At 70.1% G+C, this 19,962-nt stretch carries 16 protein-coding genes; 8 read left to right on the top strand and 8 right to left on the bottom strand.

Annotated features, from left to right (window positions below):
* Positions 1 to 10: 10 nt before the first annotated feature.
* From nbrcactino_RS05405 to nbrcactino_RS05395, 3 genes are read left to right on the top strand one after another with little or no spacing between them, the layout of a single operon-like run.
* Positions 11 to 1,990 (top strand): hypothetical protein, encoded by a 1,980-nt coding sequence (locus tag nbrcactino_RS05405; protein WP_186343308.1) that lies wholly within the window; start codon positions 11 to 13, stop codon positions 1,988 to 1,990.
* 4 nt (positions 1,991 to 1,994) lie between these two features.
* The gene (locus nbrcactino_RS05400) at positions 1,995 to 2,192 is read left to right on the top strand and encodes a hypothetical protein (RefSeq protein ID WP_161926428.1); all 198 of its coding nucleotides are present in this window, start codon (positions 1,995 to 1,997) and stop codon (positions 2,190 to 2,192) included.
* Positions 2,186 to 3,460: a hypothetical protein gene (locus nbrcactino_RS05395; RefSeq protein WP_371864482.1), complete on the top strand. Its 1,275-nt coding sequence runs from the start codon at positions 2,186 to 2,188 to the stop codon at positions 3,458 to 3,460. Before nbrcactino_RS05400 ends, nbrcactino_RS05395 begins: the two co-directional genes overlap by 7 nt.
* Here nbrcactino_RS05395 and nbrcactino_RS05390 read toward each other — a convergent pair.
* Positions 3,421 to 4,698 (bottom strand): PGAP1-like alpha/beta domain-containing protein, encoded by a 1,278-nt coding sequence (locus nbrcactino_RS05390; protein WP_161926427.1) that lies wholly within the window; start codon positions 4,696 to 4,698, stop codon positions 3,421 to 3,423. The two genes, nbrcactino_RS05395 and nbrcactino_RS05390, sit on opposite strands and share 40 nt — an antisense overlap.
* A 97-nt stretch (positions 4,699 to 4,795) precedes the next feature.
* Between nbrcactino_RS05390 and nbrcactino_RS05385 the strand changes: the two genes are divergently transcribed.
* From nbrcactino_RS05385 to nbrcactino_RS05375, 3 genes are all read left to right on the top strand, one after another.
* The gene (locus nbrcactino_RS05385; RefSeq protein ID WP_161926426.1) at positions 4,796 to 6,388 is read left to right on the top strand and encodes an ATP-binding cassette domain-containing protein; all 1,593 of its coding nucleotides are present in this window, start codon (positions 4,796 to 4,798) and stop codon (positions 6,386 to 6,388) included.
* The gene (locus tag nbrcactino_RS05380; RefSeq protein WP_161926425.1) at positions 6,385 to 7,224 is read left to right on the top strand and encodes an aldo/keto reductase; all 840 of its coding nucleotides are present in this window, start codon (positions 6,385 to 6,387) and stop codon (positions 7,222 to 7,224) included. Before nbrcactino_RS05385 ends, nbrcactino_RS05380 begins: the two co-directional genes overlap by 4 nt.
* Positions 7,225 to 7,392: 168 nt before the next feature.
* Positions 7,393 to 8,718, top strand: a complete 1,326-nt coding sequence (locus tag nbrcactino_RS05375; RefSeq protein WP_161926424.1) for an HNH endonuclease signature motif containing protein — start codon at positions 7,393 to 7,395, stop codon at positions 8,716 to 8,718.
* A 101-nt stretch (positions 8,719 to 8,819) separates the two neighbouring features.
* Here nbrcactino_RS05375 and nbrcactino_RS05370 read toward each other — a convergent pair whose 3' ends face one another.
* The 7 genes from nbrcactino_RS05370 to nbrcactino_RS05340 form a co-directional block, all read right to left on the bottom strand.
* Positions 8,820 to 10,670: an ABC-F family ATP-binding cassette domain-containing protein gene (locus nbrcactino_RS05370; protein WP_161926423.1), complete on the bottom strand. Its 1,851-nt coding sequence runs from the start codon at positions 10,668 to 10,670 to the stop codon at positions 8,820 to 8,822.
* Positions 10,667 to 11,830 carry a lipase family protein gene (locus nbrcactino_RS05365; RefSeq protein ID WP_161926422.1) on the bottom strand — a complete coding sequence of 388 codons (1,164 nt, stop codon included), beginning with the start codon at positions 11,828 to 11,830 and terminating at the stop codon, positions 10,667 to 10,669. The genes nbrcactino_RS05370 and nbrcactino_RS05365 overlap by 4 nt, the downstream gene beginning before the upstream one ends.
* Positions 11,831 to 11,878: 48 nt before the next feature.
* The gene (locus nbrcactino_RS05360; protein ID WP_161926421.1) at positions 11,879 to 12,796 is read right to left on the bottom strand and encodes a 4-(cytidine 5'-diphospho)-2-C-methyl-D-erythritol kinase; all 918 of its coding nucleotides are present in this window, start codon (positions 12,794 to 12,796) and stop codon (positions 11,879 to 11,881) included.
* Between the two features lie 6 nt (positions 12,797 to 12,802).
* The gene (gene rsmA, locus nbrcactino_RS05355) at positions 12,803 to 13,702 is read right to left on the bottom strand and encodes a 16S rRNA (adenine(1518)-N(6)/adenine(1519)-N(6))-dimethyltransferase RsmA (RefSeq protein WP_161926420.1); all 900 of its coding nucleotides are present in this window, start codon (positions 13,700 to 13,702) and stop codon (positions 12,803 to 12,805) included.
* Positions 13,666 to 14,820 carry a resuscitation-promoting factor gene (locus nbrcactino_RS05350; RefSeq protein WP_161926419.1) on the bottom strand — a complete coding sequence of 385 codons (1,155 nt, stop codon included), beginning with the start codon at positions 14,818 to 14,820 and terminating at the stop codon, positions 13,666 to 13,668. Before nbrcactino_RS05350 ends, rsmA begins: the two co-directional genes overlap by 37 nt.
* Before the next feature lie 182 nt (positions 14,821 to 15,002).
* Positions 15,003 to 15,842 carry a TatD family hydrolase gene (locus nbrcactino_RS05345; protein WP_161926418.1) on the bottom strand — a complete coding sequence of 280 codons (840 nt, stop codon included), beginning with the start codon at positions 15,840 to 15,842 and terminating at the stop codon, positions 15,003 to 15,005.
* Positions 15,843 to 15,868: 26 nt separating this feature from the next.
* Positions 15,869 to 16,705 (bottom strand): PhzF family phenazine biosynthesis protein, encoded by an 837-nt coding sequence (locus nbrcactino_RS05340; protein WP_161926417.1) that lies wholly within the window; start codon positions 16,703 to 16,705, stop codon positions 15,869 to 15,871.
* Positions 16,706 to 16,824: 119 nt separating this feature from the next.
* On the opposite strand from nbrcactino_RS05340, the gene nbrcactino_RS05335 reads away from it, so the two are divergent.
* Positions 16,825 to 17,580: an HAD family hydrolase gene (locus nbrcactino_RS05335; RefSeq protein WP_186343307.1), complete on the top strand. Its 756-nt coding sequence runs from the start codon at positions 16,825 to 16,827 to the stop codon at positions 17,578 to 17,580.
* The gene (locus nbrcactino_RS05330; protein WP_161926415.1) at positions 17,577 to 19,949 is read left to right on the top strand and encodes a glycoside hydrolase family 65 protein; all 2,373 of its coding nucleotides are present in this window, start codon (positions 17,577 to 17,579) and stop codon (positions 19,947 to 19,949) included. The genes nbrcactino_RS05335 and nbrcactino_RS05330 overlap by 4 nt, the downstream gene beginning before the upstream one ends.
* Positions 19,950 to 19,962 lie beyond the last annotated feature (13 nt).

Below are 19,962 nucleotides of genomic sequence, written 5' to 3'. Positions count from 1 at the left end.
TACTCAGCCAATGCTTACCTCCGACATGTACGCGGCCGGCGCGCACCCGGCGAACCTCGCCGCCGACGCCGGTGGCGGTGCCGCCCTCGACCAGGTCTTCGGGATGACCGCCGTCGCCGCCGTCGTCTCGATCCTGCTGTTGTGGATCGCCTACCGCCACCGCACGTACAAGTCCGACTGGCTCCAGGACTGGGCGAGCTGGCTGGGCCGGATCGGCGACCGCCCCACCTGGTCGGTCATCCCGGTCTTCCTGTTCACCACGACGATCCTGACCGCCTTCCTCGGCTTCATCTGGGACGTCAGCCTGCACATCGGCCGCGGCCGCGACGACGGGCCGCTGGCCAACCCGGCGCACTACTTCATCCTCGTCGGCCTGTTCTTCCTCTTCATCGCCGGCGCACTCGCGATGATCCTGCCGCGCAACGACGACCGCTCGGTCGCCAAGCCCGGCATGGCCGCGGTGCGGATCACCCGTGACTGGTTCAGCCCGACGGCCGGGATCCTCGTCGCGGCCTGTGGCCTCTACGCGCTGATCGGCTTCCCCCTCGACGACATCTGGCACCGCATCTTCGGCCAGGATGTGACCCTCTGGGGCCCGACGCACCTGATGTTGATCGGCGGCGCGGGATTCTCCCTGATCGCGATCATCCTGCTCATGCACGAGGGCTACCTGGCCGCCACCGCGAGCAAGCAGAAGCAGCAGGTCCCCACCGGCGAGCCGTCGCGCCTGTTCGGCTGGCAGATCCCCGCGTGGGTGGTCGGCCCGACCATGACCAAGATCTCCCAGAGCCTGGCCTGCGGCGGTCTGCTCATCGGACTGTCGGTGTTCCAGGTCGAGTTCGACTTCGGCGTCCAGCAGTTCCGCCTCCTCTTCCACCCGATGCTGATGATCGCCGCCGGCGTCTTCGGCTGCGTGGTCGCCCGCCTGTGGGCCGGTACCGGCGGGGCGATCATCGCGGTGGCCTTCGCCGCGGTCATCCGGACCGTCGTGGCCGTCCTCGTCGGCCCGATCCTCGGCGAACCGACCAACACCTTCCCGCTGTACCTGGCCATCGCCGTGGTGGTCGAGTTGTTGGCCCTCATCCCGCGCCTGCGCGACAACGCGTTGACCTTCGGCGCCGTCGCCGGGCTGGCGGGCGCGACCGTGGGCGCGTTCGGCGAGTCGCTGTGGGTCGGTTCGATGTTCGTCACCCCGTGGCCCGCGAGCCTGTGGCCCTCGGCCCTGGCCGTCGGGATCCCCGTCGGCGTGACGGTCGGCCTCACCGCCGGACTGCTGGTCCGCGCGCTGCAGCCCCGACCGCTGCCCCGCCCGGCGGTACGCCGTTCGATCGTGGTGGCGATGATCCTCGTCGTGGCCGGTTCGACCCTCTGGGGGTTGCACATCACCGTCCCGCAGAACGCCTCGGCCACCATTGCGCTTACCGAGGCCGCGCCGGTCGACGGGTTCCGAATGGTGACCGCCGACGTCGAGATCGCGCCGACCGACCTCATCAGCGACGATCCCGAATGGGTCACCATCCTCGCCTGGCAGGGCGGCGGCGACACGCTGCGCGGGTTGGTGATCGACCGCCTGGAGAAGGTGGGGCCGGGTCGGTACCGCTCCACCAAGCCGGTTCCGGTGGACGGCAATTGGAAGACCGTGCTGCGCGTCCAAGACGGCACGATGCTGACCGCGCTGCCGATCTTCATGGCCGCCGATTCGGCGATCGGGGCTGCCGGCGTCGCCGCCACCCCGCACATCGTGCGTCCGCTGGGCCGCGAGATCGACGTCCTGCAGCGCGAGCGCAACTTCGACCACCCGGCGTGGCTGTTCTCCGCGGCGACGTGGGTGGTGGCCGCGATGACCATCGCGCTCATCTGGGTCTTGTGCTGGGGTGCGGCCCGCATCAACGCCGCCTATTTCCCCCGGGAGGACCAGGCGCCGCTGAAGTTCCAGGGCAAGCGCGGGTCGTCGGCCAAGCGAACCCCGGCCGCTACCTCCTCGGCGTAGCGGGATGGACCCGGTCTACCTGGCCGACCACTCGGTCGTCACCGCGATCCCGGCTTTCGTCCCGGCTTTCATCGTCGTCGCCGTCATCGTGACGATGGTGCTGCGCGACCGGCGCCGCGACGAGGCCGACCGCGAGGAGGAGGGCGCTTTCCTCGACGAGGATGAGCTGCCCGAGTCCGAGCGCGACGAGGACCGGTGGTGACGCAACTGCTGGCCCACGGGACCGGCGAGGCCGCGGCGTTCCCGGTGGACATCACCTATGCGCTGATCGGCGGGTCGTGGGCGCTGGCGATCTCCTTCCTGGTGCTCGCCTTCGCCTGGAAGTCGCCGCGGCTGGGCCCGGACAAGCACGTGGCCGTTCTCCCCGGGCTGACCCGGCTGGCCGATTCCCCCGTCCTGCGCACCGCACTGGGGGTGCTCGGCATCGCTGTCGCGGTCGGCGCCGTGACCACCGGGTTCCTCGCCCGCGACGAGCACGACAACCCGCTGGTCGGGGCCTTCTTCATCTGGCTGTGGGCCGGGTTGGTCCCGACGTCGCTGCTGTTCGGCCCGGTCGGGCGGTTCCTGTCGCCGGTGCGCACCCTGCACCGGTGGGGGTCGGCGGCGGTGGGGCGGCCTCCCCGGCGCGGCCTGCTCGACTACCCACAATGGCTGGGACGCTGGCCCGCGGCGGCCGGCCTGTTCGCCTTCGTCTGGCTCGAGCTCGCCGTCGTCGAGAAGGGCTTCGGCGCCGTCGCGTGGTGGTGTGCCGCCTACCTGGTGATCACCGCGGTGGGCGCGGTCGTCTTCGGGGACACTTGGTTCTCCCGCGCCGAGCCGTTCGAGGTCTACAGCGCCACCATTGCGACGTTGAGCCCGCTCGGACGGGATCGGTCGACGCGGATGCTGGTGCTGCGCAACCCCTTGCGCGGGCTGTCGGACTACGGCACCTGGCCGGGGGCGGTGGCGGTCATCGCGGTCTTGCTGGGATCAACCGCGTTCGACGCCTGGTCGGCCACCCACAGCGCGGTCGGTATCCCGGCGCGCACCGCGATCCTGGCGGCGTTCATCCTGGGCGTGGGCGCGACCTTCTGCCTCGCCACGATGGCCACCGGCGGCGTGACCCCCGCACAGCGGCGGGCCATCCCCGGGGAGATGGCGCACACGCTGATCCCCATCGCGGTGGGCTACCTCGTTGCGCACTACGCGAAGTATTTCGTCGAGGACGGTCAGGTCGTCCTCCACTCCTGGCTCAAGGCCGTGGGGCTCGGCACACCGGCCATGTGGACCCCGTTCACCGACCATCCGACCGCCTTGTCGGTGCTGGCCGTCGCGGCCATCATCGTCGGGCATCTGCTCGCCGTCGTGGCCGCGCACGACGCGGCACTGCGCATCCTTCCGCGCCGCCGCCACCTCACCGGTCAGCTGGCGCTGATGCTGCTGATGGTCGGCTACACCTTCACCGGGCTGTGGCTGCTGTTCGGCGGTTGATCCGAGGCCGTCGGCGCCTCGTCCGGTCCGAACCAGTCGACGAGTTTGTCGGCCACCCGCTCGTCGTTGAGCAGGGTGAAATGGTGCGACTTGCCCAGGTGCAGCCCGTTGGCGGGCGCGAAGCCGATACGACGGGTGACGGTGTCGCCGCTCGCACTGTGGTGCAGCACCAGCCCGTCGCCGATGATGCGCGACAACGGGTTTCGCGGGTTCGCGGTGACGGTCGCGGAGACGAAGTAGTGCTCGGCGCCCGGGAGTAGCTCGACCTCGGCGGCGACGGCGCGCGCCAGGTCGTCGGGGTCCCGCCCAGTCCAGTCCTCGTCGACGATCGACCCGCCGCGCAGATCCCGGATTCCGCCGCTGCGACGGCGCAACAGCCTGCCGAAGGCCCTGGTCTCCGGCAGCCGCATGAGGGCCGCGCTGCCGTGGTGGGCGATTCCTTCGAGCGGGGCGCCGAGGTGCGGTGTCCCGAGGCTGACGCTGGCGGTCACCATGTGGACCCAGCTGTGGCCGGCGGCCCGGCCGTAGTGGGCGGCGCTGCGCGCCACCAGCCCGCCCATCGAATGGCCGAGCAGGCCGATCGACTCCACCGGCACCGGCCAGCGGCGCACCACCTCGTCGAGGAGTTCGGCGAGGTCGCGGCCGTTCGTGGAGATGTGGCGGCCGGTGTTGTAGCGCAGGAAGACGGTGGTGACGCCCTCGCGTGCGAGCCGTGGCCCGTAGGGTTCGGATTCGCCGATCGCCCAGGAGTATTCGGTCTCGACCAGCCCGTGCACGGCCACGACGATCCGCCCGGTGGCCCCCGGGTAGGCCCGCGCCAGCGCGTCGGCAGTCGGCTCGACCGCCACCCCGTCGACGCGGAGGGACATCGCCTCGGCGAGGGGTGACTGGCGCGCGTCGAGTTCGTCGCCGATCACCCCGTTCACGGCGGCGATGATCGCGGCGCCGGTCTTGGTCGTCGACGGCGGGCGCTGCAGCGGCAAGTCGCCGACCCGTCCGCCGACCGAACCGGCGATCGTCATCGACTCGCCGACGATCCGGTAGACGCTGTCGGTGATGACGTCGTGCACGGCCTTGACCGGGGCCGATACCGGGCCCACACCCCACCGCACCGCGGCGAAGATCCGGTCGGAGACGGCTCGGTGGGTGTCGTGGATCCCCGCGGAGGCCTTGCCGAGTTCGGTCAGCCCGAGTTCGGACAAGGCGCGCACCTCGGTGCGCCGGTCTAACGTCGTCATGGTTCGAGTGTACATCTGTGCACTGAAACCTTGTCTGGTGCACCCGGCAATATTCGCTGTACGGCCGCCTCGAGACCACCTAGCCTGGTCGGCACCGATGTCTATTCCCCCCACTCCTCCCTCCTCCGCCGCCCAGCCGATCGCGGGGGTCACCGCCTCCGGCGTGGACTTCGCCTGGCCGGACGGCTCCCCCGTCTTCACCGGCCTGACCGCAACCATCCCCACCGGCCTGAGTTCGCTCGTCGGCGCCAACGGCGTCGGCAAGACGACGCTGCTGCGGCTGATCACCGGCGACCTGCGTCCGACCGCCGGTTCGATCAGCACCGTCGGGACCGTCGCGCGACTCGACCAGACCCCCGCGGCCGATCCCTCGGCGAGGGTCGCCGACCTGATGGGCATCAGCGCGACGCTGGCGGCATTGGCGCGGATCGAAGGCGGGTCGGTCGCCGCGGCCGACTTCGACGCGGTCGGTGACGACTGGGACATCGCCGAACGCGCCCGAGCCGAACTCGACGCGCTCGGCCTGCCCGACGTGGCGTTGGACCGCCCGATCGCCGAATTGTCCGGCGGCGAGGGCACCCTCGTCGCCCTCGCCGGGTGTCTGCGACAGCGCCCGTCGGTGTTGCTGCTCGACGAACCGACCAACAACCTGGACCGTCGGGCCCGCGGCCTGCTGTTCGAAGCCCTCGGCGGCTTCGCCGGAACGTCGGGCCGCTGTGCCGTCGTCATCAGCCACGACCTGGAACTGCTGGAGTTGGTCGACACCACCATGGAGTTGTACCGGCCGCGGCCCGGCGCCCCGGTGCAGCTGCGCGCCTTCGGCGGCCCCTACTCGCATTACCGCGAGGCCATCGACGCCGAGCAGGAGGCGGCCGAAGCCGCCGTCGCCAACGCCAGCGGCGATCTGGCCAAGCAGCAGCGCGAACTCGCCCAGGCCCAAACCAAACTGGCCCACCGCGCCCGCACGGCGCGCAAGGCGCAGGAGGAGAAGCGGGTCCCGAAAATCGTCGGCGGTCTGCGCCGCAATGCCGCCCAGGTGTCGGCCGGAAAGCTCGCGAACGCCCACCGCGACGACTTCGGGGCGGCCAAGGAACGGCTCGCCCACGCCGGCGATGCCATCCGCAAGGACCGGCACGCCGTGATCTCGCTGCCGCCGGTCGAGGTGCCCGCCCGGCGCCAAGTCGTCATCGACGACCGGCTGCGGATGGACGGACCCGAACGGGTCGCGATCACCGGACCCAACGGCTCGGGAAAGTCGACGATGCTGCGCGACCTGGTCGCGTCCGCTGCCATCGCGGTCCCGTACTGCTATGTGCCCCAAACGATCAGCTTCCCCGACGAACAGGAAACGGTGGCCGGCGCGGCACGGGACGCGGTACCCGAGGCCTCCGCGGAGGCACTCCACGCCTCCCTCGCCCGCTTGGGCCTGCGGGGCGACGCGGGCGCCCAACCGATCCACACGCTCTCGGGCGGGCAACGCTTGCGGGCCGCGCTGGCCATCGGCCTCGTCGCCGATCCGCCGCCGATGCTGCTGATCCTCGACGAGCCCACCAACAACCTCGACATCGACACCGTCGAGGTGCTGGCCGATGCCTTGGCGCAGTGGCGCGGCGCCCTGTTGCTGGTCTCCCACGACGAAGGATTCCTCGACCGCGTCGGGGTGGACCGGCGCGTACCGTTGGCCAAATGACCACGATCACCCTGAACGACGGCACGTCCATCCCCCAGTTCGGATTCGGCACCTGGCAGATCCCCGACGCCGAGGCAACCCCCCGGGTGGCCGAGGCCTTCGAAGCGGGCTACCGCCACATCGACACGGCCCAGATGTACGGCAACGAGTCCGGCGTCGGCCGGGCCATCGCAACGAGCGGATTGGCCCGCGAGGACATCTACATCACCACCAAGCTGAACAACAACAATCACGCCCCCGACCGGGCGATCGCCTCGATCGACGACTCCCTGGAGCGCCTCGGGCTCGACTACGTCGACCTCTTCCTCATCCACTGGCCGCTACCGATGATCGACATCGACTACGTCGACACCTGGCATGCCCTCGAAGAGATCCGCGGCACCGGGAAGGCCCGGTCGATCGGGGTTTCCAGTTTCACCGAGGAGAACCTGCGCCGGGTGGTCGCTTCCGCGTCGATCGTGCCGGTCGTGAACCAGATCGAGGTCCATCCCTACCTCTCGCAGACCGCGTTGCGGTCGGTCGACGCCGACCTCGGAATCGCCACCGAGGCGTGGTCGCCCCTCGCGCAGGGACAGGTCTTCGACGATCCGGCGCTCGCAGCCATCGCGGAACGGCTCGACCGGCCGGTGTCTGCGGTGGTGCTCGCCTGGCACCTGCACCGCGGCGACATCGTCTTCCCCAAGGCGTCGAGTGCGGCCCGAATCCGGGAGAACTTCGCCGCACAAGACCTGAAGCTGGGTGCCGACGATATCGCCGCGATCGACGCGCTCGACCAAGGTCGCCGGATCGGCCCGGACCCGGCGACGTTCGACTGGGTGCCCAACGAAGAGGTCTGACCGCACTTCTTCCGACGAGGCCCCGCCTCGTCATATCTGCAGGTCAAACTGCCAATCCGCGGTTGTCAGACCCCTGATCTAGTGTAGGTGTAAATAGAAGGACATCAGTACACAGTTTCTAATCCGAGTTTGCACCACACGATGCGAACCTGGATCTGGGGGGGCCACATGAACCACGACGAACTCGCCACATTCGTCACCGAACTGGCCGATGATTTGGCGCCGACTGCGGTCGCATCCGGGGCCGGCCTGGGTGCCTTGTTGGCGTCAGCGGAAGAGATCGTCGACGACAAGGCCGTGTTGGGGGTGATGGTCACCGCGGTCCGGATGGGCAACATCGCCTCCTATCTCTTGGCCGCCGCGACAGCTCGCGCCGAGGCCATCGGCATCCCGGTACGGCACCGGTTGAAGAACGGCCGGGACCTGTTGCGGGAATTGCCGTTGGCACCGTCCACCGTCAACCGGGTGGCCCGGTTGGCCCAGCATCTGGATGATCTGCCGAACGTGGTGCGTGACGTCCGCGACGGCGACCTCACCGTCGAGCATGCGGATGCGGTGATCCGCGGTCTCGACCACATCGCCACCCGCATCGGCCCAACCGGTTTCGACGAGGTACGGGAGAAGACCGCCACCACACTGTTGGCACATGCGCGGATTGATCAGCCCGCCCAAGTCATCGAGAAAGCCCGCGAACTGGGCCACGAGTTGGCGCCGCTGGATCCGCCCTCCACCCCACCGGCAGACAATCCGTCGTTGAACCAAGCAACGATCAGCCGGACTGATGAAGGGCGTGTGGCCCTCGAAGCTGATCTGGATCAGCTGTCCGGCGAGAAACTCCACACCGCCCTGGATGCCCTGGCGAAGCCCATCCCGGCACCCGACGGCTCCCCCGATCCGCGTCCCCGGGCCCAACGCACCGCCGACGCCCTGGTCAGCGTGATCAGCAGCTACCTGGCATCACGGAATCGCCCGACGGTGGGCGGAATCGTCCCGCACATCACCATGACCGCGCCCTTGCCTGTCCTGGTACCCGACAGCCCTCTAGGCGAGGCTCACGCCGCACGGCTGGGATTCACCGGATCGGTATCAGCGGACACCGCACGGGAAATCGCCTGCGGCAGTGCTGAAGTCGCCGCGCTGATCACTGCGGACTCGGTGCCGTTAGATGCCAAACGCACCCAACGATTCGTCACCGGCACCCTCCGCCGCGCGTTAGAAGCACGCGACGGCGGATGCCAATTCCCCGGCTGCGGCAGACCACCAGCCTGCTGTGAAGGCCACCATATTCAGCACTGGGCCGACGGCGGCGAGACAAACCTCAAAAACACCGTCCTGCTGTGCTCGCTGCACCACCACACCTACATCCACGGCAAAGGCTGGAACATCCAAATCGGCTTCGACGGCCACCCCTGGTTCCAGAGTCCCGAAGGAGGTGACTGGATCCGCTGCCACAACCGACGCACCCTCACCCTCGCCAACCACGCCGCCGCCTAACCCCGGCCGCGGCCTGACATCTCGACCCAGCGATTTCAAACCAGCGCAGCACCTTCGGCCCCCGGGCCACACACGTACCTTGAGAACTTCATACCGGCCCCTCAGCCCAGGTCTTCGACGGCCTCGGCCGCGGCCAGCCACTCGGCCTCGGCCTGGTCTTTCTCGGCAACAACTCGCTTGAGTTCGGCGTCGAGCTCCACCAGACGCGCCGGATCGGTGGCGGCGTCAACCAGATCGGCGTGCAACTGCGCCTCCCGTGCAGCGAGCTTGTCGATCTGGCGCTCGAGACGGCCCATCGCCTTGCGCGCCTCCCGATGCTCAGCCGACGAGGTCTTCGGCTGTGCCCCCGCCTTAGCCGCTGCCTTAACCGCCGCTGTCGCTGGCGCCTTCGCCGACGCCGCAGCCGTCGGGCCGGCACCGGCGATCAGCTCTTGGCGCTGCTGGAGGTACTGCTCGATGCCGCGCGGAAGGTTCGTCAACTTCCCGTCGCCGAATAACGCCCACGTCGAGTCGCAGATCCGCTCGATCAGGTAGCGGTCGTGGCTGATCACCACGAGCGTACCCGCCCACCCGTCGAGGAGGTCCTCCACCTGCTGCAGGGTGTCGATGTCGAGGTCGTTGGTCGGCTCGTCGAGCAACAGGACATTCGGCTCGGCCATCAGCACCCGGGTCAGCTGCAGGCGCCGTCGCTCGCCGCCGGACAGGTCCCCGACCGGTGTCCGCTGCCGCGCCGGCGAGAAGCCCAAGCGCTCGGCCAGTTGACTCGCGGACAACTCCTTGTCGCCGACCATCATCCGCGTGGCCACCTCCTCGACCGCGTCGAGGACCCGCTGATCCGGATCGAGATCGTCGAGTTCCTGGCGGAGCCATCCGATGGACACCGTCTTGCCCTCGATCCGCCGACCGGGTGCCACCGGGACCTCGCCGGCCAACGCGCGCAGCAGCGTGGTCTTGCCGGAACCGTTGACGCCGACCAGGCCGATCCGCTCCCCCGGCGCCAGTCGCCAGGTCAATCCGTCAAGGAGGACCGTCGACGATCCGTCCGCGGCCGGCGGGGTACTCAGATGGGCGTCTTCCAACTCGATGGCGACCCGACCCAGGCGGCGTTTGGCGAAGGCCGACAGGGTGACGGTGTCGCGCGGCGGCGGCACATCGGCGATGAGCCGCTCGGCCGCCTCGATCCGATACTTCGGCTTCGACGTCCGGGCCGGCGGACCGCGCCGCAGCCAGGCCAATTCCTTGCGCGCCAGGTTGCGCCGGCGCTCCTCGGCGGCATCGGCCAGCCGGGTGCGTTCGGCGCGGGCGAAGACCCAATCGTTGTACCCGCCGTCGTACTCGTCCACGGTGCCGCCATGGACCTCCCACGTGCGCTGAGCGACGGTATCGAGAAACCACCGGTCGTGGGTCACGACGACGACGGCGTCCCCGCGCGAGACCAGATGCCGTGCCAACCACTCGACGCCTTCGATGTCGAGGTGGTTGGTGGGCTCGTCGAGGACGAGCACGTTGGCATCGGCCACCAAGGCGGCCGCCAGCGCGACGCGGCGGCGCTGGCCGCCGGACAATTCACCGGTGCGGCGGTCCAGCAAATCGGCGACACCGATCCCGGACAGCACGTCACGGATACGCGGATCGCCGGCCCACTCGTGCTCGGCAACCCCCAGCGACCCGACGACGACCTCCGCGACCGTCGCCTCGGGCGGCAGCTCGCCGCGCTGGGTCACCGTCGCCGCGCGCGCCGACTTCGCCCGCGACACCCGCCCGTCGTCGGGCTCGGTGATACCGGCAAGGATCTCCAGCAGCGTCGTCTTCCCGCCGCCGTTGAGCCCGACGACACCGATGCGCTGCCCGGCGTGGACTCCGACGCTCACCTCGGCGAGCAAGGGTTTGATGCCGAAACTCTTGCTGATCTTCTCGGCGTTGATCAGGACCGGGTTGGCCGGGGCCGTCACCGGAAGTACCGCGCGACGGTAGCCATGGTGTCCGCGAGCGACTGCCGCGTCACCCCCATGTGGTCACCCGGATACACACCCATCGAGACCGCGGCACCGCCGCGTCGTAACTGGCCCTCCAGCACAGCCGTGGCGGCCGGCGTGACCACGTAGTCGGTCAGCCCTTGCTGCAGCCGAACCGGCCGGGTGAAGCCGGTCGCCGGAATATCGCCGTATCGGGCCAGTGCCGACATATACGACGGCGAACTGGTCGCCGCCCTGGCGTACAACGATCCGGGGGTGACCGACCGCATCCGGGCCCCGAGTCCATCGAGACACGTGGTGCGGGCCTGGGCCAACCAGTATCGGCCGGCCGGGGTGAGCAACCGCTGCGCGTGCACCTCCGGACGGGCGTGGTCGAGTCCGCTGAGCACGTAGAGCCCGAACACCGAGAGCTGGTTGAAAGCACCGAAATCGGGGACGTGGGGATCCTGCATGGCCGGCACGATCGTCGTGATCTGGCTGACCGGCGCCAACGCGACGGTCCCGAGTACCGGCAGTTCCGGTGCGTAGCGCGGCGCGACCCGGGCGGCCCACAACGCGGCGTGGCCGCCCTGGGAATGCCCGAGCGACACCCACCGACGGCCGATCGCCGGATCGATCCCGCGAGCGGCGCGCACCATGTCGATCACGTTGTAAGCGACCGAGCGGCCACCGAGATACTCGGCTGTGCCGCCGCCGCCGAGACCGATGTAGTCGCTGGCAGTCACCACGTATCCGCGGCGCAGCGCACCGGCAATCGTCGGCTGGTTCGCGTCGTGGAATTTCCCGGGCCGTCCGCTGGGCGCGCACGGGGCGGAGATGCCGCTCGTCCCGTGCGCCCAGGACACGACCTTCCAGCCGCCCGCGGGGGCGGTCCCGCGCGGGTAGTAGACGACGCCGGTGCTGCGCGCCGGCCGACCGTTCTCGTCGCGCGTCGCGTACAGCACTTTGACGCCCCGAACCGCTCCCGACGGCAGATCGGCGGCGGGTACCGCCGACTGCTCGAGGACTGTACCGGTGGCCGGAGCGGCCGCGGCAGTCGGCAACACCGTCGTCGGCAACACCGTCGTCGGCAACACCGTCGTCGGCAACGCCGTGGTCGCGAGGGCCGCGCCGAGGAGGACTGTGGCAATACGCATGGAGTCCAGCCTATCGACCGGGGCCACCGGCACTTGCGATGAGCCGGTTCAGATCACCCGGGCACCGGGAACCGGGCCGCGCGCGGTCCGCACGGCCTTGGCCACGCCACCGCCGGCCAGCTCGGCAGCCACCCGCACCGCCGACTCCTCGTCGCCACAGAGGAAGGCGCAAGTGGGGCCCGACCCCGAGACGACACCGGCCAACGCACCGGCGTCGGCCCCGGCGCGCAAGGTGCGGCGCAGCGTCGGCTGCAGCGACAGGGCCGCGGGCTGCAGGTCGTTGTGCAGGAGCGATGCGACCCGCTCGACATCGCCCGACGCCAGGGCGCGCAACAGTTCGTCCGGTGGCGGTGACGACTCGTCGTCGACGCCGTCCTTGGCGCGCAGCCGGTCGAGCTCGGCGAACACCGTCGGCGTCGACAGCCCGGTTTTCGCGATCGCCAAGACCCAGTGGTACTCGCCGCGCGACAGCACCGGGCTGAGGCGCTCGCCGCGCCCGGTCCCCAGCGCGGTACCGCCGTGGAGCGCGAACGGCACGTCCGACCCGAGATCGGCGGCCGCGGCCACCAACTCCTCACCGCCCCACCCGACGTCGAAAAGCCGGGAACAGGCGAGCAGTGCGGCCGCCGCATCCGCGCTGCCGCCGGCCATCCCGCCGGCGACGGGGATCGCCTTGTCGATCTCGATGGCGACGGGTGAATCGGGTGCGACGCGGACCGCGGCACGCGCCGCGAGGTTCTGTGCGGGATCGTCGGGTACCTGGTCGGCGCCCTCCCCGCGCGTCACCACCGACACGGCACCGGCGGGTCGCACGGTGACCTCGTCAAACAGGGACACGGCTTGAAAAACGGTGGTCAGCTCGTGGTAGCCGTCGGGCCGCGCCGCCCCCACACCCAGGTGGAGGTTGATCTTCGCCGCGGCGCGCACGGTCACCGAATCGGAGAGATCGCGGGGTTTGAAAGCCACGAGAGGTCAGGGTAGTGCAGTTTGCGCCAACGCGACGAAGTCGGCGATCCCGAGGCGCTCACCCCGCGCCGACGGGTCGATCCCGGCCGCGCGCAACCGTTCCTCGGCAGCGGCGGGCGAACCGGCCCAGCCGGCCAGCGCGGCGCGCAGCGTCTTGCGCCGTTGCGCGAACGCGGCGTCGATCACCCCGAAGACGCGGCGCCGAGCCTCGCGGTCGCGCGGGTAGTCGTCGGTGCGGTCGATCCGCACCAACCCGGACTCGACCTTGGGTTCGGGCCAGAACACGTTGCGGCCCACCGCCCCCGCGCGCGAGACCCGGCCGAAATAGCGGGCCTTGACGCTGGGCACGCCGTACACGCGCCCACCCGGTTCGGCGGCCAGCCGGTCGGCCACCTCGGCCTGCACCATCACGAGCGCGGTGCGCAGCGAGTCGACCTCCGACATCAGGTGCAGCAGCACCGGGACCGCGACGTTGTAGGGCAGGTTGGCCACCAGCGCGGTCGGTTCCCCTGACAGGTCCCCGGCGCTGATACGCAGCGCGTCGGCGGTGAGGACGGTGAAATCGCCCTGCTGAGCGGGCGCGTAGTCGGCGATGGTCTGCGGCAACCGGGCGGCCAGCACCGGGTCGATCTCGACGGCCTCGACCGAACCGGCGGCACCGAGCAGCGCCAGGGTCAGCGAACCCAGCCCGGGGCCGACCTCCAGCACGCGGTCGTCGGCGTCGACACCGGCGGTGGCCACGATTCGGCGCACCGTGTTGGCGTCATGGACGAAGTTCTGCCCGAGGGTTTTGGTGGGGCGGACCCCCAACTCGGCGGCGAGTTCGCGGATCTGGGCCGGGCCCAGCAGTCGCGGCAGAGGGTCGGTAGTCAGCGCAGGCCCAGCCGTGACGAGCAGGCCGGCCACGCACCCCAGCCCTGTGCGGCCAGGGTCTTCTTGGCGATCTCGATCTGCTCCTCGCGGGTGGCCAGGTCGGCACGCGGGGCGTACTTGCCGCCACCGTGGCGCAGCCAGGTGCCGTAGTCGAACTGGACACCGCCGTAGAACCCGTTGCCGGTGTTGATGGCCCAGTTGCCGGTCGCCTCACACTGCGCGAGGGCATCCCAGACCGACCCCGGCGGCACAAACGGCGCACCCGGCTTGGTGCCGACGCGCACGGTCGATGCGACGGGCTGGACGAGGGTTTGCGAATCCCGCTTGATGCGCTTGACTTCCTTGCCGTTGACCACGGTCACCGTGTAGGTGACCCGGGCCTGGCCCGGCTTGCCGGGCTTCTCGACGACCTTGCGGTCGCGGACCAGGTTGGCGTCCTTCTTGGCGATCTCCGGCGGCGCCACCGCCTCCACCCGCGTCGACTCGACGGTGCGGATGCGGGTGACCTTGACCTTCATGTCCTTGGTCACCGGGGTGTCGGCGGCCGGAACGACCTTGTCGGTCGAGACCAGCGGCTTGCCGGTCTTGGCCAGCAGTTCGCCGACGGTGCGCGCGCCGATCTCCGGGCGCCAGGTCACGGTTCCGTCGGTGAGGGTGACCGGTACCGGCTTGTCCACCTTGATGACGGCACCCTGCAGCGGCAGCGAGGTCAAATCGGTGGCCGCCGACCAGTTGGCCAGCTTCTGCTCGGCCAGCAGCTCGTCGACGGTGGTCGCGGTCGTCGTCACGGCGCGCTTCTGGCCGTCGACGTCGAGGGTGACCTGCTTGTGCCGCTTGAAGGTGACGGTCTGCCCGTCGCGCAGCTTGGTATCACCGGCCGGGATGACGACGTCGGCGTTGACCGGCGAGTAGCCCTGGCCGCGCAGCACCGAGTCCACCGACATCGCCATCGTCGAGACGGTCCGCGACTGGCCGTCGACGTCGAGGGTCACCGTCTTGTGCGAGGCGAGACCCACGACGCCACCGGCGGCAAGGGTGGCCAGCACCGCTCCGATGGCGATTCGCGGGGTCAACGAGGTCGACTTGTTGAGGGTGGTGAGGGCGGGCGGGGTCGCCGGCGCCGTCTGGTGACGGGTCACGTTATGCGTCATCGATGGGGTCCTGCTCAGTCGTTCGGTAAGGCTGTCGGGCGGTACTTCTGATGTCCTTCTGATGCCTGGGCGCCGCCTGTCGGGGCACCCCGGGGCAGCGGGCACATCACGAAATGGTATCGAACCGGCGACTTTACGGCCACCCGCTCATGAAGGTTTCGCAGGTGGGAGGGCAAATCCGGCTATCCGATGCGGTACACGCGACGGGCGTTTGCGCCCAGAACCGCGGCCATCTGGGCCTCGGGAGTCCCCCGCAGATCGGCCAGGAAACGCGCGGTATAGGGCAGGCAGTACGACTCGTTCCGCGCACCCCGGTACGGGTGCGGCGTGAGGAACGGCGCGTCGGTCTCGACGAGGAGCTGCTCGTCGGGGACGACGAGGGCGGCCCGCTGCAACTCGGCCGCATTGGTGAAGGTGACCGTGCCGGAAAAGCTCAACAGGTACCCGCGGTCGACGCATTCGCGCGCCACCGCCTCGTCGCCGGAGAAGCAGTGCATGATCACCGTCTCCGGCGAGCCCTCGGCGGCGAGGATGTCGAGCAGGGCGCGGTCGGCCTCCCGGTTGTGGATCATGAGCGGTTTGCCGACCCGCTTGGCCAGATCGATGTGCCAGGCGAAGGCACTCGCCTGCACCTGCGGCGCCGCGCAGTCCGCCGACCGCGACGGCCAGTAATAGTCCAGGCCGGTCTCGCCGACCGCGACGACCCGGTCGTGGCGCGCCATCTGCTCCAACTCGGCCTTGGCCTCGTCGTCCAGGTCACCCGCGTGCATCGGGTGCAGCGCGACCGCGGCATAGCACCGCTCATCCCACGTCGCGGCATCAACCGCCCAGCGCGCATCGACCATGTCGTCGGCAACAGTCACCACCCGGCCCACCCCGACCGCTTCGGCATGGTCGAGGATCGCCGCCACCGCCTCGGCGGACCGGCCGCCGCAGGCGGCGAGGTGGGTGTGCGCATCGACCAGCCCGGGCAGCGGGGCCGGGTCCGGCGGCGGTTCACGGCGCTGGTTCTTCTTGCTCACCGGTCCACCGTCTCACAGCGCTCGCGCTACAGGTCGACCGTGCCCTCGATGACGGTGACGGTGCCGCCCCCGATCCAGATGTCGGTGCCGTCGTCGACGACCCGCACCCGCCCGGCGCGGCCGATCGCCGTGCCCTGCGCGGCGGTGTACTCGGCCGGCAGTCGCCCCGACGCCCGCAGCCACCGGGCCAACCCGGCGTTGAGGCTGCCGGTCACCGGGTCCTCGGGCACCCCGACACCCGGGGCGAAGGCCCGGACCTCGATCGCCACCCCATCGCGATCCGCCTCGGCATAGGGCCCGACGAGGCCGACCATGTGCGATCCCAAGGCCGCGAAATCTGGTTCGACGTCGAGCACCCGTCGGCCCGAGTCGAGGAGCAACCCGATCCACGGCGGTCCGTTGTCCACCCACGCCGCCTCGACGATCTCGTCCGGCGCCAGCCCGAGCGCGGTGCCGATCTCGACGAGGGTCGGGAAGTCGACCGCGCCGGTGCGGCGCAACTCGGGCGCGGCGAAGGCGAGCCCCCGCGAATCCCGGCGAACGGTGACCGGGCCGATTCCGCATTCCACGACGACGGCCGCCCCGGCGGGGACCCCGCCGCCCTCGAGCCAGGCGTGCACCGACCCCAGCGTCGGGTGCCCGGCGAACGGCAATTCGCCGCCGGGGGTGAAGATCCGCAACCGGAAATCGGCCCCCGGGACGGACGGCGTCTGGAGAAAGGTGGTCTCCGACAGGTTGGTCCACCGCGCGAAGGCGGCCATCGACGCGTCGTCGAGACCGTCCCCGTCGCGCACGACGGCGACCGGATTGCCGGCGACGGGCCGGTCGGCGAACACGTCCACTTGGGCGAAAGCACGGCGCATGGGCCCATCGTGGCACGGAATGGGTCGGTCATGCGGGCGCGGGGTGGCGGTGCTAACACTGCGCCGAATCCCTGCGTCACGGCGCGCGCGGCACCTGGGTTTCGCGTAGCGTGACTCCAATGCTGGGGCTGCCCGAATCCATCACCGTCGCACTCTTCGACCTCGACGGCGTGCTGACCGACACGGCATCGGTACACCTGACCGCGTGGACCGAGGCCTTCAACGATTTCCTGGCCCACACCGTCGACGACGACGGCAATCAGCCCGCCCCGTTCACCACCGACGACTACCTCGCCCACGTCGACGGCCGACCCCGCGAGGACGGCATCAACGCCTTCCTCGCCGCCCGGCACGTCACCGTGGACCGCGACGCCGTCGCCGCTCTCGGCGAGGACAAGAACAACCGGTTCCTGGCCATCCTCGACCGCGACGGGGTGACCGCCTACCCCGATGCGGTCGCCTATCTGCACGCGGCCCGCGACGCGGGCCTGGGCATCGCCGTGGTGACGTCGTCGCGCAACGGCGCCCCCGTGCTCGACGCCGCCGGCCTGACCGAGTTCGTCCAGGTCCGCGTCGACGGCAACGTCATCGCCGACCGGGGACTCGCCGGCAAGCCCGCGCCGGACTCCTTCCTCCTCGGGGCCGAACTGATGGGCGTGGGACCCGGGGCCGCGGTGGTCTTCGAAGACGCGGTCTCCGGTGTCGCCGCCGGATCCGCCGGCGATTTCGCCGCCGTCGTCGGGATCGACCGGACCACCAGCGCCACCCAACCCAGTGCCCACGCCAAGGCGCTGGCCGGGGCCGGGGCGACCGCCGTCGTCACGAGCTTCGACCAACTGCGCGACGAGGATTCCTCGGAAGGAGACCCGCAATGACCCACCCGCACCCCGATCCCCACGGCCCGGTCCGCGAGATGGGCTTCGAGGTCCACCCGTGGCAGCTCACCTGGAACGGCTTGCGGGTCGACATGCTCTCGCGCACCGAGTCGCTGTTCGCCTTGTCCAACGGGCACATCGGGTTGCGCGGCACCTTCGAGGAGGGCGAGCCGACCGAACTGCCCGGCTCCTACCTCAACGGGTTTTACGAACTGCGCGAGCTGCCCTACGCCGAATCTGGGTACGGCTACCCCGAGTCCGGGCAGACCGTCGTGAACGTCACCGACGGCAAGGTGATCCGGCTCCTCGTCGAGGACGAGCCGATGGACCTGCGCTACGGCACCACCGAATCCCATTCGCGCACCTTGGATTTCCGTACCGGGACGCTGCGGCGGGAGACGGTGTGGACCTCGCCGACGGGGCGCACCGTGCGCATCCGTTCGCAGCGGCTGGTGAGCTTCACCAAGCGGGCCATCGCCGCCATCCACTACGAGGTGGAACCGCTGTCGGAGGACATGACCCTCGTCCTGCAGTCCGACCTGCTGGCCAACGAGCCGATTCCGCTGCCGGGCAACGACCCCCGGCTGGCGGCCGCCCTCGAGTCCCCGTTGGTGGCGGACCTGGCCGACTGCCGCGACTACTCGGCGGTGCTGGCCCACCACACCCGCAACTCGCAGCTGCACATGGCGGCCGGCATGGACCACGTCGTGGACTTGCCCTCGGATGCGCAGACCTCGATCCGCGCGGACGGCGACCTGGCGCGCCTGACGATCTCGGCCACCGTGCCGCGCGGGCAGAAACTCACGCTGACCAAGTACATCGGCTACGGCTGGTCGGCCCGGCGCTCGGTGCCGGCGCTGCGCGCCCAGGTCGAGGCGGCATTGGCGCTGGCCGTCGACACCGGGTGGGATGAACTGGTCGCCGACCAGACGGCCTACCTCGACGATTTCTGGCACGACGCCGATATCGAGCTCGACGGCGACCCCGAACTCCAACAGGCGGTCCGCTTCGCCCTGTTCCACGTGCTGCAGGCCGGCGCCCGCGGCGAATCCCGGGCGATCCCGGCGAAGGGGCTGACCGGCCCCGGCTACGACGGGCACGCCTTCTGGGACACCGAGAGCTTCGTCCTGCCGATGCTGACCTACACCCTGCCCGCCGCGGCCGGCGAGGAACTGCGGTGGCGCCACGCCACCATGGACAAGGCCAAGGCGCGGGCCGCCGAACTCGGGCAACAGGGCGCGATGTTCCCGTGGCGCTCGATCAACGGCGACGAGTGTTCGGGTTACTGGCCGGCCGGCACCGCCGGGGTGCACGTGAGCGCCGACATCGCCAACGCGGTGTCCCGCTACCTGCACGCCACCAACGACGAACAGTTCGACGTCGAATGCGGCGTGGAACTGCTCGTGGAGACCGCGCGGCTGTTCTCCGGTCTGGGCCACTTCGACATGAACGGGTTGTTCCGCATCGACGGGGTCACCGGTCCCGACGAGTACACCGCCGTGGTCAACAACAACGTGTTCACCAACCTGGCCGTGCAGCAGAACCTGCGCGACGCCGTCGAGGCCACCCGGCGCCAGCCGGATGTGGCCCGCTCCCTCGGGGTCACCGACGAGGAGACGGCCCGCTGGGAGGCCTGCGCCGAGGCGATGACGATCCCCTACGACCACCAGCTCAACATCCACCAGCAGTGCGAATCGTTCACGTTGCTGGGCCAGTGGGACTTCGAGGGGTCCAAGGACCGCTACCCGCTGCTGCTGAACTACCCGTACTACGACCTGTACCGCAAGCAGGTCGTCAAGCAGGCCGACCTGGTGTTCGCGATGTACACCCGCGGCGACGCCTTCGACGACGAGGTCAAGAAGCGCAACTTCGACTACTACTACCCGCTGACGGTGCGGGATTCCTCGTTGTCGGCGTGCTGCGAGGCCGTCGTGGCCGCTGAGGTCGGCTACCTGGACCTGGCCTACGACCTCATGTGCGAGTCGGTCTTCACCGACCTGCACGACCTGCACGCCAACGTCGGATCCGGCCTGCACATCGCCGCGTTGGCCGGGGCGTGGATGGATTGCGTGGCCGGCTTCGGCGGCATGCGCGACTTCGGCGGCAAGGTCACCTTCGCACCGCGCCTGCCGGAGCGGTTGAACTACCTCTCGTTCCGCATGATCGTCCGCGACTCGTCGATCGTCGTGGCCATCGACCGCGACAGTGCGACGTACCGACTGCTGACCGGGCCGCCGATCACGCTCGCCCATCACGGCGAGGAGTTCGTGCTGGAGAAGGCGCCGGTCACCATGGCGATCCCCGAGCACCCGGCACTGGCACCGCCGAAGGCACCGCCGGGCTGCGCACCGTACAAGCGTCCCGAGTAATCTGACGGGCATT

Origin of the sequence: Gordonia crocea, from assembly GCF_009932435.1 — a bacterium.
GTDB classification, from domain to species: domain Bacteria; phylum Actinomycetota; class Actinomycetes; order Mycobacteriales; family Mycobacteriaceae; genus Gordonia; species Gordonia crocea.
This window is presented reverse-complemented; position numbering and strand designations above follow the sequence as displayed.

Coding starts and splice junctions, on each gene's coding strand:
- nbrcactino_RS05405 (WP_186343308.1), top strand. CDS start 11: ATGCTTACCTCCGACATGTACGCGGCCGGCGCGCACCCGGCGAACCTC.
- nbrcactino_RS05400 (WP_161926428.1), top strand. CDS start 1,995: ATGGACCCGGTCTACCTGGCCGACCACTCGGTCGTCACCGCGATCCCG.
- nbrcactino_RS05390 (WP_161926427.1), bottom strand. CDS start 4,698: ATGACGACGTTAGACCGGCGCACCGAGGTGCGCGCCTTGTCCGAACTC.
- nbrcactino_RS05385 (WP_161926426.1), top strand. CDS start 4,796: ATGTCTATTCCCCCCACTCCTCCCTCCTCCGCCGCCCAGCCGATCGCG.
- nbrcactino_RS05380 (WP_161926425.1), top strand. CDS start 6,385: ATGACCACGATCACCCTGAACGACGGCACGTCCATCCCCCAGTTCGGA.
- nbrcactino_RS05375 (WP_161926424.1), top strand. CDS start 7,393: ATGAACCACGACGAACTCGCCACATTCGTCACCGAACTGGCCGATGAT.
- nbrcactino_RS05365 (WP_161926422.1), bottom strand. CDS start 11,830: ATGCGTATTGCCACAGTCCTCCTCGGCGCGGCCCTCGCGACCACGGCG.
- nbrcactino_RS05350 (WP_161926419.1), bottom strand. CDS start 14,820: ATGACGCATAACGTGACCCGTCACCAGACGGCGCCGGCGACCCCGCCC.
- nbrcactino_RS05340 (WP_161926417.1), bottom strand. CDS start 16,705: ATGCGCCGTGCTTTCGCCCAAGTGGACGTGTTCGCCGACCGGCCCGTC.
- nbrcactino_RS05335 (WP_186343307.1), top strand. CDS start 16,825: ATGCTGGGGCTGCCCGAATCCATCACCGTCGCACTCTTCGACCTCGAC.
- nbrcactino_RS05330 (WP_161926415.1), top strand. CDS start 17,577: ATGACCCACCCGCACCCCGATCCCCACGGCCCGGTCCGCGAGATGGGC.